Origin of the sequence: Acidimangrovimonas pyrenivorans (assembly GCF_042643245.1) — a bacterium.
Taxonomy (GTDB): domain Bacteria; phylum Pseudomonadota; class Alphaproteobacteria; order Rhodobacterales; family Rhodobacteraceae; genus Acidimangrovimonas; species Acidimangrovimonas pyrenivorans.
Genome location: NZ_JBHRSK010000013.1, coordinates 71,783 through 88,054, shown reverse-complemented (window position 1 = coordinate 88,054; position 16,272 = coordinate 71,783). Strand labels below are relative to the sequence as shown.

At 63.3% G+C, this 16,272-nt stretch carries 12 protein-coding genes; 9 read left to right on the top strand and 3 right to left on the bottom strand.

Annotation, left to right across the window (positions count from 1 at the left end; genetic code table 11):
• Window positions 1-43: 43 nt before the first annotated feature.
• Genes ACFOES_RS15460 through ACFOES_RS15450 form a run of 3 tightly spaced genes read right to left on the bottom strand, consistent with a single transcriptional unit; the run spans window position 44 to window position 3,237 of the window.
• Window positions 44-1,327, bottom strand: a complete 1,284-nt coding sequence (locus ACFOES_RS15460) for an ABC transporter substrate-binding protein (protein WP_377834208.1) — start codon at window positions 1,325-1,327, stop codon at window positions 44-46.
• 3 nt (window positions 1,328-1,330) lie between these two features.
• Window positions 1,331-2,467 (bottom strand): ABC transporter ATP-binding protein, encoded by a 1,137-nt coding sequence (locus ACFOES_RS15455; protein ID WP_377834207.1) that lies wholly within the window; start codon window positions 2,465-2,467, stop codon window positions 1,331-1,333.
• Window positions 2,464-3,237 carry a DeoR/GlpR family DNA-binding transcription regulator gene (locus ACFOES_RS15450; protein WP_377834206.1) on the bottom strand — a complete coding sequence of 258 codons (774 nt, stop codon included), beginning with the start codon at window positions 3,235-3,237 and terminating at the stop codon, window positions 2,464-2,466. The genes ACFOES_RS15455 and ACFOES_RS15450 overlap by 4 nt, the downstream gene beginning before the upstream one ends.
• A gap of 526 nt (window positions 3,238-3,763) precedes the next feature.
• On the opposite strand from ACFOES_RS15450, the gene ACFOES_RS15445 reads away from it, so the two are divergent.
• The 9 genes from ACFOES_RS15445 to ACFOES_RS15405 all read left to right on the top strand — a co-directional run bounded on the left by ACFOES_RS15445 (window position 3,764) and on the right by ACFOES_RS15405 (window position 16,272).
• Window positions 3,764-4,096, top strand: a complete 333-nt coding sequence (locus ACFOES_RS15445) for a YrdB family protein (RefSeq protein ID WP_377834205.1) — start codon at window positions 3,764-3,766, stop codon at window positions 4,094-4,096.
• Between the two features lie 445 nt (window positions 4,097-4,541).
• Window positions 4,542-6,998, top strand: a complete 2,457-nt coding sequence (gene hsdR / locus ACFOES_RS15440; RefSeq protein WP_377834204.1) for an EcoAI/FtnUII family type I restriction enzme subunit R — start codon at window positions 4,542-4,544, stop codon at window positions 6,996-6,998.
• Window positions 6,999-7,000: 2 nt separating this feature from the next.
• A complete protein-coding gene (locus ACFOES_RS15435; protein WP_377834203.1) occupies window positions 7,001-7,567 on the top strand; it encodes a hypothetical protein in 567 nt (188 codons plus the stop codon).
• A 3-nt stretch (window positions 7,568-7,570) separates the two neighbouring features.
• Window positions 7,571-9,016 carry an N-6 DNA methylase gene (locus ACFOES_RS15430; RefSeq protein ID WP_377834202.1) on the top strand — a complete coding sequence of 482 codons (1,446 nt, stop codon included), beginning with the start codon at window positions 7,571-7,573 and terminating at the stop codon, window positions 9,014-9,016.
• A complete protein-coding gene (locus tag ACFOES_RS15425) occupies window positions 9,013-10,752 on the top strand; it encodes a restriction endonuclease subunit S (protein WP_377834201.1) in 1,740 nt (579 codons plus the stop codon). Before ACFOES_RS15430 ends, ACFOES_RS15425 begins: the two co-directional genes overlap by 4 nt.
• Before the next feature lie 189 nt (window positions 10,753-10,941).
• Window positions 10,942-12,252, top strand: coding sequence for a hypothetical protein (locus tag ACFOES_RS15420; protein WP_377834200.1), 1,311 nt, complete (start codon window positions 10,942-10,944; stop codon window positions 12,250-12,252).
• A gap of 13 nt (window positions 12,253-12,265) precedes the next feature.
• Window positions 12,266-13,333, top strand: coding sequence for an endonuclease NucS domain-containing protein (locus tag ACFOES_RS15415; RefSeq protein ID WP_377834199.1), 1,068 nt, complete (start codon window positions 12,266-12,268; stop codon window positions 13,331-13,333).
• Window positions 13,334-13,335: 2 nt separating this feature from the next.
• On the top strand, window positions 13,336-13,653 hold the full coding sequence (locus tag ACFOES_RS15410; protein WP_377834198.1) for a hypothetical protein: 318 nt from the start codon (window positions 13,336-13,338) through the stop codon (window positions 13,651-13,653).
• 72 nt (window positions 13,654-13,725) lie between these two features.
• Window positions 13,726-16,272, top strand: coding sequence for a PD-(D/E)XK nuclease family protein (locus tag ACFOES_RS15405; RefSeq protein WP_377834197.1), 2,547 nt, complete (start codon window positions 13,726-13,728; stop codon window positions 16,270-16,272).

Here is a 16,272-nt window from a genome sequence, read left to right as displayed (position 1 = left end):
GCGGGGCCGCCGGACGGCCCCGCAAGCTGTCGTGGTCCGCGCCTCAGCGATAGGCGGCGAGGACGGCGTCGGCTTTCTTCTGGGCTTCCGTCAGCGCCGCCTGCGGCGTCTTCTGGCCGGTGATCGCGGCCTGTAGCGCGTCGTTGAAGATCTTGGTCACGCGCTGGTTCTCATGCGTCGAAAGCTCGGCCACCGCGTATTGCAGCTGGTCGCGGGCGACGAGGACCGGCGGGAACTCGGCGGCGTATTTCTTCATCACCGGCGTATCCCAGGTGGCCGGGCGCGGGGCGACATAGCCGGTGGCCATGGTCCACTTGGCCGACTGCTCGGGCGCGGTGATCCACTTGATGAAGTCGACCGCGGCGGTCAGCTGCTCGGGCGAGGAGCCCTTGAACAGGTAGAAGTTGCCGCCGCCGGTCGGCGCGCCGCGCGACTTGTTGGCCGGCAGCATGGCGACACCGAACGGGAACGGCGCGTTCTTGCGCACGTTGGTCAGGTTGCCGGTCGAGGTCCACATCATCGCGGCATGGCCCTCGAAGAAGGCCTTGGGCGTCGCGCCCCAGTCGATGATGCCGGGCTCCATCACCTTGTCCTTGGCCGACAGGTCGACGAGGTATTGCAGCGCGTCGACCACCGGCTTGCTGTCGAAATAGGTCTCGGTGCCCTCGGCATTGACCAGCTTGCCGCCGTTCTCGGCCACCAGGCCCTGGAACAGCCAGTAGGGGAAGCCCGAGGTCGGGATGCGCACGCCCCACTGGGTGACGTTGCCGTCGGCGTCACGCTTGGTCAGCTTCATGCCGTCGGCGACCATTTCTTTCCAGTTGGCGGGCGCCTTGTCGGGGTTCAGGCCCGCGGCCTTGAAGGCGTCCTTGTTCCAGTAGAGCACCGGGGTCGAGCGCTGGAACGGGATGCCGTAGACCTTGCCGTCCAATTCGCTGTTCTTCATGAAGGCCGGGTAGAAGCCCTTGAGCCACTTCTCGCCCTCCGCGCCCTTGGCATAGTCGTTGAAGGGCAGGATCAGGTTGTCGTCGAGCAGCGTGAACATGTCGACCGACAGCGCCACCGCGATCTGCGGCGCGTTACCGCCGCGCGCGGCGGTGATCACCTTGGCGATCGTGTCCTGATACGAGCCGGCGTAGATCGCGTCGATCTTCACGTCGGGATGGGCCGTCATGTATTCGTCGGCCAGCGACTCGATGGTCTTCGCCGCCCCGCCGCCGACGGCGACGGGGAAGTAGAACTGCAGGTCCACCGCGCGCGCGGGGACCGCCGCGAGGAGGGCAAGCGCCGCGGCGGTCGCGGCACCCTTGAAGAGAGGTCCGAACATGGATCAGGTATCCTTCCGGTTGGTGAAAGGCGCCGTTGCGCCGGAGGCACCCGCCGGGTCGTCCGGTCGGGCGATCAGCGACGCGAGCTGGGGCAGGTCGACCCGAAGCCCCGTATCCGCGTCGAAGAGGTGAAGATCGTCGGCCACGAGGGCCAGCCGCAGCGCGGTGCCGGCGGCGGGAAGCGCCTGGCCGGGGACGCGCATCAGGACCTCGGCACCGCCGATCCGGCCCTGCACCAGCGCGTCGGCGCCGTGATACTCGCCGCCCGTCACCGCCAGCTCCAGCGCGCCCTCGGGCTGCGCCCGCAGCGCCTCGGGACGGATGCCGAATTGCAGCCGCCGGCCGGCGGCGGCCTCGATCCGCTGGCCGAGCGGCCCCAGCGCCTGCGCCGGCAGGATGTTCATCGGCGGCGTGCCGATGAAGCGCGCGGCGAAGACGGTGGCGGGGCGTTCGTAAAGGTCATGCGGCGGCGCCACCTGCTCGATCCGGCCGGCGTTCATCAGCACGACCTGGTCGGCCATCGTGATCGCCTCGACCTGGTCGTGGGTGACGTAGAGCATGGTGAAGCCCAGGCTGCGCTGCAGCGCCCGCAGCTCGGCCCGCATCGACTGGCGCAGCTTGGCGTCGAGATTCGACAGCGGCTCGTCCATCAGGCAGACCGGGCGTTCCGAGATCACCGCCCGCCCCAGCGCCACCCGCTGCTGCTGGCCGCCCGACAGCTGCGCCGGCTTGCGGTCGAGATAGGGCGAAAGACCCAGCAGCTCGGCCACCTTCGCCAGCCGCTCGGCCCGCTGCGGTTTCGGCACCCGGCGGGTGCGCAGGCCGAAGCCGATATTCTCGGCCACCGACAGGTGCGGAAACAGCGCGTAGGACTGGAACACCATCGACAGGTTGCGCTTGTCGGCGGGGCGCAGGGTCACGTCCTCGCCGCCGATCAGCACCCGGCCCTCGCTGGGGTCCTCGAGCCCGGCGACGATGCGCAGCAGCGTGGACTTGCCGCAGCCCGAGGGGCCGAGAAGCGCGGTAAAGCTGCCGGCCGGCGCGCTCACCTCGACGCCGTGCAGCGCCGTGGTCTCGCCCCAGTGCTTGGCGATGCCGTCGAGACGGATCTCGCGCCCCGGAACGGTTTCCTTCGTCATTGTGCCTCTCCGGTGATCGTCATTTCCCCGCCCCGGGCCGCCAGCGCCGCGGCCAGCGCCCCGGGCAGGGGCGCGTCGCAGATGACGTGGTCGACCTCGGTCAGGTGGCCGCCGCGGACGTGGGCCGGGCGGCCGAACTTGGTGCGGTCGAGCAGCAGCACCGAGCGCCGGCAATTGCCCGCGATCGCCCGCCGCGCGGCGACCTCTTCCTCGGTGAAGTCCAGCAATGTGCCGTCCTCGGCCACGCCGCCCACCCCGAAGACGCCGAAATCGACCTGGTAGCGGGCGAAGAACGCCTCGACCCCGGGGCCGAGGATGTCGCGGTCGTCGGGGCGCACGGTGCCGCCCGGCAGCTGCACCTGCCAGCTCTCGCGGTCGCAGGCGCAGATCGCGACATTGAGGTTGTTGGTCAGGATGGTCAGGTCGCGCTGGCCCTCCAGCGCCTGGATCGCGTAGCTCGGCGTGGTGCCGATCGACGCCGCCAGAGAGACGCCCGAGGGGATCAGCGCGGCGAAGGCCTCGGCAATGGCGCGCTTGGCGCCCTCGTTCAGGCTGCGGCGCGAGGCATAATGCAGGTTCGCGCCCTGGCGCGGCAGTTCAACCCCGCCATGGACCCGGCGCAGCGCGTCGGCGGCGCAGAGCGCGTTGACATCGCGGCGGATCGTCTGCGGCGAGACGTCGTAGAGGCGCGCCAGCGCCCCGATCTCGGCATGGCCCGCGGCGCGGACCCGCCCGAGAATGTCACGCTGGCGTTCCGAGAGGGAGGCCATGTTGCCGAGATCCTGCTGCCGTTTTCTTCCCGGCATGAAGTCCCGGATTCATGTGAAGATTTCTCTGCGTTCACATGAAGCTTTCTTGGCGTTCACTTGAACCTTCGATGCGGAGCGCGCCCCTCCGCGGTCCTTGACGGCAGCCGATCGTCGATCCGCGGGGCACCAGGACCAGGGATCGCGACACCTGCGCCCGCGAAGGCCGGTCAGTTGGTCGCGGGTCTGCTGGGCGCCCCCCGGCAAGGCCGGGCGCGACGACCGGGAAACCCGTCGCCGCGGCCTGTTCCGTCGCCCGTCATGACTGCGCCACGACCGCCCGGCCCGGTGGCACGGCAGACAGGCGGCAGCCCGGGCTAGACGGCTTTCGGACATGGCAACCTCCGGGATTCGCAACAGGGGCAGAGCCCTATCCCCCCGCAACGGGGCGGATGATCCCGTCGGTCGTGATCTGTGATTTCTCGAATTCCGCATGATATGCGCCGCGGTCTCCGGCTATGCTCGCCGCCGGAGCAAGGAACAAGTCGGCATGAGCGCGCTACAGCAGTCCCTGGCCTTTCTCGTCGAACTGGCGGCCCTGGCGGCCTTCGGGCGCTGGGGCTGGATGCGGTTCGACAGTCTCGTCCCCAGGTTTCTGGCGGCGGCGCTCTGCGTCGCCGTGATCGCGATCCTGTGGGCGCGTTTCGCCGCCCCGAGCGCCCCGGGCCGGCTGAGGATGCCGGCGCTGCTGCTGTTCAAGATCGCGATCTTTGCCTCGGCGGCAGGCGCCTTGCTGTCGACCGGCGACAGGAGCCTGGCCGCCGCCCTGGCCGTCGTCGCGGCGGTTCAACTGGCACTGGCCGTGGCCTTGGAGGCGGTATGACCGGCGACGAACAGGACAGGACAGGCGGCAGTCCCGGCAATGCGCGACAAGGGCCCGGACCGCGGCCGGACTCCACCGTCCAGCGGGAAGATCGCATGGAGCGTCAAGGCGGGAAGCGCACCCTTCAACCTTGGCGCCGCCCGTTCCGTGACGACCAAAGGCCACGCCCCCACCCAAGCGAGGAAGTCCAGAGAAACAAGGGAGAAGAATGGTAGCGGAGGTCCGTCTTGGACGGAAACCCCACCAGATAACTCTCTGTAAAATATGGATTCCGCGTCGAAGGAAGTGCTGATCTTCGAAAGAACGAGGCGCCGAACCGGCCGTTTCGGTCGAACTTCAGCCCTCCCTCTCCCAATAGAACTGGAAGCCTTCGCAATTGTCTTGGCAAACTGACTTGTCACTGCAACTACCGGGCGTAGTCTGGTAAACGGTAGGCAGCAGGGAGTTGCAGGTCATTTCACTTTCCGAGCGCGATGTCTGTAGCAAGTTCATAACCCCAGCTCTGCAGCGCGCGGGCTGGGATCTACAGACGCAGATTTCTGAAGAGAAAACCCTGACCGACGGACGCATCATCGTCCGAGGCCCCATGACCTGGCGCGGCAGGAAGAAGCGGGCGGACTACGTCCTCTACCTCAAACCCAACATCCCGATCGCTATTATCGAGGCCAAGGACAAGTCCCACGCCCTCGGCGACGGGATGCAGCAGGCGCTCACCTATGCAGAGATGCTGAGGGTGCCCTTCGCGTTCTCCTCGAACGGGGACGGCTTCATCTTCCACGACAAGACCGGCCAGTCGGCTTCGATGGAAACGACAATCGGACTCGAAGACTTTCCTTCGCCGGAAGACCTTAAACGCCGTTATGAGATCTGGAAGGGGCTGACGGAGCCGCAAGCCGCGATCGCATTCCAGAATTACTACGATGACGGCAAGGCGCCTCGCTACTATCAGATGAACGCCATCAACGCGGCCGTTGAAGCGATCGCCAAGGGGCAGGATCGCCTGCTGCTCGTGATGGCCACCGGGACGGGCAAGACCTTCACCGCCTTTCAGATCATTTGGCGGCTCTGGAAGGCCGGTGCGAAAAAGCGCGTTCTCTTCCTCACCGACCGGAATGTCCTCGTCGACCAGACCATGGTCAACGATTTCCGTCCCTTCATTGGCGCAATGGCAAAGCTCTCGACAAACGCCAAGACGATAGAACGGCCGGACGGCAGCCTCGAAAACGTGACCCTCGCGATGGATCGCAAGAGGCGCATCAACACCGCTTATGAGATCTACCTGGGGCTCTACCAGGCGCTGACCGGCCCGACAGACGCACAGAAGATCTACCGGGAACTCTCGCCCGACTTCTTCGATCTCATCATTGTCGACGAATGCCACCGGGGTAGCGCCGCCGATGACTCCGCATGGCGCGAGATCCTCGAACACTTCTCAGGTGCGACCCAGATCGGCCTGACTGCGACCCCGAAAGAGACGGAATACGTTTCGAACATCAATTACTTCGGCCAGCCGATCTGCAGCTACTCCCTCAAGGAAGGGATCAGCGACGGCTTCCTTGCCCCTTACAAGGTCATCAAGTGCCATATCGACAGGGATGTCGAAGGTTACCGCCCCGAGCAGGGTCAGCTCGACCGCGACGGCAATGAGGTCGAAGATCGCCTCTACAACACTAAGGATTTCGACCGCACCCTCGTCATCGACGACCGCACCAAGCTGGTCGCGAAGCGGGTGTCGCAGTTCCTCAAGGAAAGCGGAGACAGGTTCCAGAAGACCATCATCTTCTGCGTCGACCAGGAACACGCCGCCCGGATGCGCCAGGCGCTGATCAACGAGAACGAGGATCTCGTCGCCAAGAACGCACGCTACGTGATGCGGATCACCGGAAGCGACAAGGAAGGGCTCGACCAGCTCAGCAACTTCATCGACCCGGAGGCAACCTACCCGGTGGTCGTCACCACCTCCCGCCTGCTCAGCACCGGGGTGGACGCGCAGACCTGTCGCCTCATCGTCCTCGACAGGGAAATCGGGTCGATGACCGAGTTCAAGCAGATCGTCGGGCGCGGAACCCGGGTTCATGCGGATACCGGGAAATACTACTTCACGCTCATGGACTTCCGTGGGGCGACCAACCACTTCGCCGACCCGGAGTTCGATGGTGATCCCGTGCAAATCTATGAGCCGGGCGCGGAGGATCCGATGGTTCCTCCGGACGAACCGGACGAAGTGGCGCCCGAGGAAGAGGAAACTCCGCTCGAAACCATTCCCGCCGACCCCTCTGCCGGATCGGAGCCGGTCGATCTCGGCCCCGGAGCGATCGAGACCACCGGAGAGCCCCGCCGAAAGATTTATGTCGACGGCGTGGGGGCCAGCATCGTCGCAGAGCGGATCCAGTATCTCGATACGAGCGGCAAGCTGGTGACCGAGAGCCTGCGCGACTTCACCAAGCGCGCGCTGCACCGCCACTTCGCATCGCTCGACGATTTCCTTCGGCGCTGGAACTCCGAGGACCAGAAGCAGGCGATCGTCGAGGAACTGGCGGAGGAAGGGCTCGATCTCGGGGTGATCGGTGCCGAGCTGGGCAAGGACCTCGATCCCTTCGACCTTGTCTGCCACGTCGCCTTCGACGCCAAGCCCCTGACCCGCCAGGAACGCGCCAACAACGTTCGCAAGCGCAACGCCTTCGGCAAATACGGCGAAACGGCGAAGGCGGTTCTGGAAGCCCTTCTCGCGAAATACGCCGACGAGGGCGTCCTGAACCTCGACGATACCAACGTCCTCAGCATCGACCCCTTCGCCCATATGGGAACGCCCCTTGAACTCGTCCGCGCTTTCGGGGGAAGACCGGCCTATCAGCAGGCCGTTCGCGACCTTCAATCCGCCCTTTACAAGGACACCGCGTAGCCATGACGATTCTGCTGCACGACGGACGCCTGAAGTTCGTCAGATTAGAGATTGCGTCAGCAGAGATACCTATTCTTCTTGAAAGTCACCGAAAGAATTGGGAAGCGCCAGGCCGGCTCGAGGCTGAGGGTCAGGCCTTGATCGCGTCAGATTTCCCTGTGCCCCGTGCAGCAAAATTCGCCGCCGATGTAATTCGGTGGGGTGGTGGCCATCGCTTCGTTGGGCGTTTCAATCAGAAGAATCCGCCTGAGCGAATTGCAGTATCTCTACAACATTCGGAGATGCTTCTCGAGCAGGATAAACCCGCGGAGGCTGTAGAGGTTCTCCGGCAATTGAACCAGCTGGGACAATCTTTTGCGTCCAAGATGGTGCGATTTCTTGCTCCGGAGAAAGCTGTGATATTCGACAGCGTGATCCGTGGTGCGCTGGGTTATGCCGAGACAGCAGGTGGTTACGAGGCTTTCCTGTCCGACTGCCGCACCATTCTGAATACTGTAGCTGAAGATCATCCGCACCTCCGGATATGCGATATCGAGGCTGCGGTCTTTGCGAAGCTTCAAGGATACTGACCCATGTCGATGCGAACGCTTGTCAAGTCGATCCAGGACACGATGCGCAAGGATGTCGGGGTCGACGGCGACGCCCAGCGCCTGTCACAGCTCGTCTGGATGTTCTTCCTCAAGATCATCGACGATCAGGATCAGTCGCTCGAGATTATGAAGGACGACTACCGATCGCCGATACCCGCAACGCTGCAATGGCGCGCCTGGGCGGCCGATCCGGAGGGCATCACCGGCGACGAACTCCTCGACTTCGTCAACGACGACCTGTTCCCCAAACTGAAGGACCTTCTCGCGGCAACGCCCCGCGCCCGTGTCGTCCGCTCGGTCTTCGAGGACGCCTACAACTACATGAAATCCGGCCAGCTGATGCGGCAGGTGATCAACAAGATCAACGAGGTCGACTTCAACAACCTCAAGGAGCGCCAGCACTTCGGCGACCTCTACGAACAGCTGCTGAACGATCTGCAGAATGCGGGAAACGCCGGCGAATACTACACCCCCCGCGCCGTCACCTCCTTCATGGTCCAGCAGATCGACCCCCATCCGGGCGAGATCCTAATGGACCCGGCCTGCGGCACCGGCGGCTTCCTCACTTGCGCCATGCGCCACATGCGCGAGCGCTACGTGAAGCGCCCGGAGGACGAAGCGCTGATGCAGGGCTCGCTCCGCGCCGTCGAGAAGAAGCCCCTGCCCCACATGCTCTGCACCACCAACATGCTCCTCCACAACATCGAGGAGCCAAGCTGGGTGCGCCATGACAACACCCTCGCCCGCCCGCTGATCAGCTGGACCCGGGACGAGCGCGTCGACATTGTCCTCACCAACCCGCCCTTCGGCGGCAAGGAAGAGGACGGGATCGAGAACAACTTCCCCCAGTTCAAGACCCGCGAGACCGCCGACCTCTTCCTCGCCCTCATCATCCGCCTGTTGAAGCCTCACGGCCGTGCCGCCGTCGTCCTGCCCGACGGTTCGCTCTTCGGCGAGGGGGTGAAGACCCGGCTCAAGGAACACCTGCTAACCGAGTGCAACCTGCACACCATCGTGCGCCTACCCAACTCGGTCTTCCGCCCCTATGCCTCGATCGGCACCAACCTTCTGTTCTTCGAGAAGGGTCAGCCGACGCAGGACGTCTGGTATTGGGAACACCGCGTGCCCGAGGGCCAGAAGGCCTATTCCATGACCCGACCGATCCGACTGGAGCATCTGGACGATTGCGCCGCCTGGTGGGGCGGGGCCGAGCGTCAGGGCCGAGAGGAAGGCGAGCGTGCCTGGAAGGTCTCGATCGACGAGATCCGCGAGCGCGGCTTCAACCTCGACATCAAGAACCCGCGACAGGAGGTCGAGGATCACGGTGACCCCGAGGTCCTGCTGGCCGACCTGCGCAAGACCGAGACCTCGGTCGAAAGCCTCCGGGCCAAGTTGAAGGCGATCCTGACCGAGGCACTGGCCCGATGAACGCCGACCGCCTTCTGGAGCTCTACGAGCAGATCAGCGACGCCCCGGATGCCATCGCCCGGTTGCGGCGGTTCGTGCTGGAGCTGGCAGTGCGTGGGAAGCTGGTGGCTCAGGATCCGGCGGAGGAGTCGGCGTCGGAGCTGCTGAAGCGGATCGGGGCGGAAAAGGTGCAGCTGGCGAAGACGGGCCAGATTACGCGGGAGAAACCCTTGCCGCCACTGTCGGAGGCCGACAAGGCATTTGAGCTACCGGACGGTTGGGCTTGGGCGCGGCTTGGCTCACTAAGCCAATTCGTGACGAGCGGCTCGCGTGACTGGGCGAAACATTACTCGAACGAAGGCGCAATTTTCGTTCGGATGGGAAACCTCTCGAAAGACCACTATCGCCTTCGCCTCGACAAGATACAGCGGGTGCAACCACCGGCGGATGGTGAAGGGACGCGAACTCGGCTTGAAGCCGGAGATATCCTGATCTCGATCACGGGCGATGTGGGTATGCTGGGACTAATACCTGATGGGTTCGGAGAGGCATACATAAACCAGCATACAGCGATGGTCAGGCCGATGCCGGAGATGAGGAGCCGCTATCTTGCAGAACTATTCCGATCGCCATTCGCTCAGGATCAGTTCAACGCCCCTCAGCGCGGCATAAAAAACAGCTTTCGCCTGACCGATGTAACTCAGTTTGTGGTTCCCCTACCACCTCTCGGCGAGCAGCGCCGGATCGTGGCGAAGGTCGATGAACTCATGGCGCTCTGCGATCGGCTGGAGGAGGCCCGCAAGACCCGCGAGGAGACGCGCGACCGGCTCACCGCCGCCAGCCTCGCGCGCCTGACCGCCCTCGAAACGACCAATCAGGACTTCCCCGCCCACGCCCGCTTCGCCCTCGACACCCTCCCCGCCCTCACGACCCGCCCCGACCAGATCAAGACCCTGCGCCAGACCATCCTCAACCTCGCCGTCCGCGGAAAGCTGGTGGAGCAGGATCCCGAAGATGAGCCGGCGTCAGAACTGCTGAAACGTTCCGAGAAGCTGCCTCCACCTCCGCGATATGCGAAGCGTAGCCCCGAGCTCATTCCGGGCGACTGCGGTCTGTCCATCAACAAGCCGGACATCTCGGTCCCTTCGGGCTGGCTCTGGGTTCCGCTCGTCCAGGTGGCGCGATTGGAAAGCGGGCATACACCCAGCAGGAACCGAGCGGACTGGTGGGGCGGCGATATCCCTTGGATGGGCCTCGTCGACGCGCGCGCCCACAACAACGGGCGCATCCACGACACGATCCAGCACACCAATGAAGCTGGCTTGGCGAATTCAGCGGCAAGACTGCTACCGGAGGGGACGGTCTGCTTCAGCCGGACCGCCTCCGTTGGCTATGTGGTCATCATGGGACGAGAGATGGCAACCAGTCAGGACTTCGTGAACTGGGTGCCGACAGAAGCGATTGCCTCAGAATGGCTTCAGCTGGTCATGATTGCGGAGCGACCTGCGATTTCTCGTTTTAGCAAGGGGGCGGTTCACCAGACGATCTACTACCCCGCTTGGCTGGCCATGCACGTGGTTCTTCCCCCCCTCGCCGAACAACACCGCATCGTGGCCAAGGTCGACGCCCTCATGGCCCTCTGCGACCGGCTGGAGGTCGCCCTCGCGCAAGCCGACACCACCCGCACCCGCCTTCTCGAAGCCCTCCTCCACGAGGCGCTGGAACCCGATAAGAAAACCATGGAGGCCGCTGAATGAGTGTTCCCGTTCCCGAGGCCGAGCGTCTTCTACTCGACCGATACCAGGCCCCTGCGAAGGCCCCGACCGAATACGTCATCGGCTTCACCGCGCCAAACGGCAAGGTGCTCGCGCTGCACCGGACGGTGTCCGAGGCGATGATCTGGTTCCTCCCGCCCCCCCCCGCCACAGCTCGACGGCGTCGAGTTGATGGTCGACGCAAACAACGGAAACTCAAACCTAAACGGGCCACTTGCCATTCTGAAGAAACCCGAAACCCTGCGCGCCCGGTTCGAGACCCCCGGCGCCCTACGGTCGTTTCTGGACTGGTATGACGGCGCCGCGGCATCCAATACCTCGCGGGAAACGCAAATCGGCATTCCCGCGCCTCGCAATTTCGAGGACTCGTTCAAACGTTTCGAAGAGCTTCTCAAGGTCAAGTCCGGGGAAGGTTTCACCCCGTTCGATGAAGGGCTCATTGCGGCTTGGGAAAGCTACAAGCCGCGCCTTCGCGACCTCGCCCTAACCAAGCTTCGACCAGAGGATTGGACCGAAGACATGATCGGCACGGGAGGCATCCTGGAGCATGCAATCGCGGCGATCGAGATCCAGGCCACCCACGGCGATCTCACAAACAACCTCGTCTTCTGGCAGAACCGTTACGGCCATGCGAACCGCGACCACCGTGGTCTATTGGAGGCTCAGGCCTCCCCCGCAAGCCAAGGAGCAATCGAGCGCCTCCTGTTCGACTTGTATCGTTCAACGAGAAACGAGGGAGAGATTTTCGAGAACCTGAGAGAGCTCACCTACTCGAAGTATCCTTTGCTCGCCTATCTGTTCTTTCTCAAGGACATGGCGCGTTTCATGCCGATCCAGCCCACAGGCTTCGATCGTGTGTTCCGGGAACTCGGCATCGAATTCCACACCCTTCGCGCCTGCTCTTGGGAAAACTACCGCACCTACAACGCCGTCTTGGATGGGTTGCGACCGGCCATCGAAACGGTGACGGGCCTCTCGGGCATCCGACTGATCGACGCTCACTCATTCTGCTGGGTTTACACGACGCTTCTCAAGCTGGAAGCCTCTGGAGATCTGGCATCTGGAGAAAGAGGCAGCGAGCGGGTGCTTGGAGGCCGTGAACGCTCGATCGCGGAGATCAAATATTCGGTCAACAGAACTGTCTTCAACTCGAACGGCCAGGTCGTTGAACGAACGGTCAAGGACAAGGAGCTTCGCATGTCCGACTACGAGTTGGACAAGAAGATACGGGAACTGCTGGACATTCAGGGAGATCGGTGTGCGATTACAGGTCTTCCTTTCCAATTCAGCGGAAGCCACGACGACCCGAATATGTTGCCTTCCCTCGATCGCATCGACAGCGACGGGCACTATGAAGCCGGCAATGTTCAGCTGGTCTGCCGGTTCATCAACTTCTGGAAACAGGCATCCGACGACGCGGAGTTCCGACGGTTGATCAACGTCGTCAGGGGCCTCGAAGCGGATGATCGCACTTCGGGATAAGGGAACAGTTTTCATGCCCATCAGTCATGCCGTCTGGACCGTTTCGCCCAACCCGACCGAAATCTCCCAAGGCACATTGCCGTCCGAGCAGATGCTTGAGGACATGATCGTCGCCCAACCGAGGATCCTCTCTTCCGAATGGATGCTGATCGGCCGACAGATCGACACCGGCTTTGGCGGCCGAGTGGACCTGCTTGCCATCGCGCCGGATGGCACTCTTGTCCTCGTCGAGTTGAAGCGGGACAGGACACCAAGAGAGGTAGTGGCACAGGCACTCGACTACGCCTCGTGGGTGGAACGACTGGACGCAGACGACGTGGCCAACATATACGGGCGCTTCCGCCCCAATCGCAGCCTGTCTGAGGATTTCCTCGCAAGCTTCGGACAGCCCCTCGATGAAGATACCATCAATGAGAGCCATCAAGTCGTGATCGTCGCTGCATCGCTCGATGCCAGCAGCGAGCGGATCGTGAACTACCTGAATGATCGTGGGCTCGCCATCAACGTGCTGTTTTTCCAGGTCTTCGACCACGACGGTCAGCAGTTGCTAAGCCGCGCTTGGCTGATCGACCCGGGCGAAGTTCAGGTGCAGGCTGCCAGCGGCGCACGTCGCGGAGAGAAGGAGCCGTGGAATGGCGAATTCTACGTCAGCTTTGGGGCTGACAACACCCGTCGCTGGGATGAGGCCGTCCAATACGGGTTCATCTCGGGCGGGGGCGGCAGTTGGTATAGCAACTCGCTCCGCATGCTCTCGGAGGGGGATCGCGTCTGGGTCAAGATCCCTGGGAAGGGCTTTGTTGGAGTCGGACGTGTGACTGGTCCGCGGGTGCCTGCGAGGGACTTTGAGATCGATGAGAACCTCGCCTTGGAGACCCTGCAAGGAAACTACCATAGACAGTTCGTCGATGATCCAGAGAAAGCCGAATACTTCGTGCCGGTCGAGTGGCTGAAGACGCTGCCGGAAGACCAAGGCATTCAAGAGGTGGGAATGTTTGGCAATCAAAACACGGTATGCAAGCCCGTCACCCCGAAGTGGCGCTCGACGGTCGAGGCGCTCAAACAGAGGTTTGGCATTTCATAGCTGTGGCCGATGAAGAGAATTTGAACCGCCCAAGGCTAACTGATTGGTTCGGTCCCAAAGCACTTCAGAAGCATGTCTTCTGGATGACGCAACGGGTTCAGGAGATGAAGCCTTCACAGGATTTGCGCGACAGCGTCCCGCTTGAACTCGTCGCTGAAGTTGCTTTGCCCATCATTGCCTCCCTGCCTCAAAATCGGGGAGAAGGCGTCCATGACCATGAGGCTATTCAAACTGGATTGGCAATTCCACCCTTGGGCGATAGGGTGAACGCGCAACAACCTAACCGAGTTCGACAACAAATCGCGAAAAGCACGGAATAGGTTCATTTCCTCGATCCGCACAAAACATCCAGATGTGGTGAGTTTCGCGTTCTTAGCCCCTAAGGTGTCAGGATGTTCACCCCCTTCCTCGTTGCCGATCCTCATTCAGCCGTGCGCTACCGGCTAAGCGCCGATCGTCTGGCCGAACTTTCGCTCGCTCCGCAGGCTGAGAGTTGGGCGCCGGGCAGTGCCATCGCAGAAGCGCCCGATCCGGTCTGGGCAGAGAGCATGGCCAATGCACCGGTCGAGACGATCGCGGCGGTGGTCGCGGCGCTCGAGGACCTGGTGCTTGCCACACCGGATCTGCGGCTGCCGTCGGCGGAAGCACTACCCGACAGCCGCGCAAAACGGCATCTCACGGCCCTGGTCGCACTTTGGCAGCGGCTGGGCGATGCCTTGCCCGAAGGGCTCGCCACGGTTCGCCATGTGCTGGAGCTCCCGCATGGCCGGTTTCTCGATCGCCTGCCCGTCGTGGAGGGGTCGCTCGATCCATCGGCGTCCGCAGCAATGCGCGCGCTACATGATCGGCTAAAGGCGGAGTTCGGTGCGATTCCGGCCCCAGTCGAAATGCCCGTTGCACCGGCGGGCAGCCGGTTACACGCTTTGCAAGGAGGGGTCGGGGCGAAGGATCTTTCTGCCGGTCCGGCTGACAACAGCCTTTCCTTCTTCGGTCTGCGCGACCTCGCCGCCTGTGCCGATTTCGCAGCGGCGCGGGCGCGCGCACTGATCGAAGTGGGCGTCCCTGCCCGCGAGATAGCCGTGCTGACTTCTGCCGATCCGGGTCAGTTAGCCCGGGCCTTTGCGGCGCAGGGTGTCCCGCTCTCGGGGCTGCCGGCAGCCCCGCCCGAGCGCGACATCCTTGGGGAGACGGCGCTCCAGTTGCTTCTGGCCAAACGCTCACCCACGCCTGCCATGGTGCTGGCAAGCCTTGCCCTGTCTCCCCTTATGCCCTGGGCCGCCCAGACCGGCCGCGATCTCGCAGAGAGCCTTATGGAGGGAGACTTTCGAGGCAAGATTCTTGATCCGAACACGGAACACAAGGCGTTGTGGAAGGACGTCCGCGCCTCGGCAGCCAGCCTGCAGCAACTGCGCTTCCTGATCGACCGGATATGCACTCAGTTGTCCGAAGGGGAGGCCTTGCGTGCGCGCATTCCCCTTCCTGCCGGCGATGACCTCCTCGATTGGGAGGCCCTTCTGCGGTCAATGCAAGTGGGGCAAGCCGCCCGGGCCGAAGCCGTGCGCAATCTCCAGGGAGTCAGCCTTTGGTCCGCTCTCGAAAGTCCGTGGCGGTCGTGTCGTCACCTCATCCTGGCAGACTTCACCGAAGGAGCCTATCCGACGCGCCCGGGGACCAATCCGATGTTCCTCGACAGCGAGATCGCGGCGATCCGCGCGTCGACCGGCCTGCAACTGCGCGACCGGGCGGAGGGCCTCTCTCACAGCCTTGCGCTCTTCGATGCGCAACTTCGCGCGGTCAGCGAAAGTGCCACCTTCCTCGTTCCGTGGCGGGATATGTCTGGGGGACGTCTCGCCCCTTCCACCGGGCTTTCCCTCGTCGGTCGAGCGATTGAAGGCATCGAGGAACCGGCCAACCTGTTGACGGATCTTTCGCGCCTGGCCCCTGCAGACTGGCCGATTGCGTATCACAGTTCAGCGCCGCTGCCCGAGGCATCGCCGCTCCCCGAAGCGCTTTGCTTCCCCCGCGAGGATCTGCTTGCGCTGCGCCGCGAGGATGACGGAACCGCCAAGCCACAATCGCCCAGCAGGCTTGAGAAACTGCTCGTTAGCCCGCTCGCCTGGCTTCTCGAAGAATTGGGCGCCAGCGACATGGGCTGGTCGGCCGAAGCGCTGGACGTCCGGATCAAGGGCAACATCGCGCACGAGGTGTTCGAGCACGTGTTTCGCGTAGGAGAGGACCTGCCCGATCCTCCGGCTCTGCTCGAAGCCGTCTCGAAGACCTACGACAGTGCCCTCGCCCGTCACGCAGGCTTCCTGCGCAGCTCAGCATGGGAGATGGAGCGCAAGGGGTTGGAGCGTGAAATCCAGCAGGCAGCCGTTACTTGGCGCGATCACCTGCAGGCGCTCGGCGCGCGCATCATCGGCAACGAGATGTGGTTGGCCGGCGAGGCACATGGCATCCGACTGCATGGAAAGGCCGACGAGATTCTCGAACTGCCTGATGGCGACCTCTTGATCGTCGATCACAAGAAAAGCGGCACGCGCAATAGGAGCAAACGGATGGAGGCCGGGTGGGACCTGCAGGCAGGTCTATATCGAGACATGATCGCCCGCCCAATCCGGAGGGACGGCGACGGAATGGACAAGCTGATCGGTCACACGGTCGGTATCGCCTATCACCTGATGAACGACGGCGGGCTTCTGACCTCAGGCGTCGCCCTTGCCAATGGTTCCCCCGCCCGCGACATGGGCGAAGCCGTCAATGCGCAAGCGATCGTATCACTCACTGAGCGATTGGCGGAACTCGGCGCAGGCCGTGTCAGACTGAACACCTCAGAAGACGAGGACTTCTTCGAGAAAGAGGCCGGCTTCAAGCCTTACGCCCTGACCGATGGATCCCCCCTTGTCCGGGCGTTTATCCGCGACGTCGAGGAGGACTAA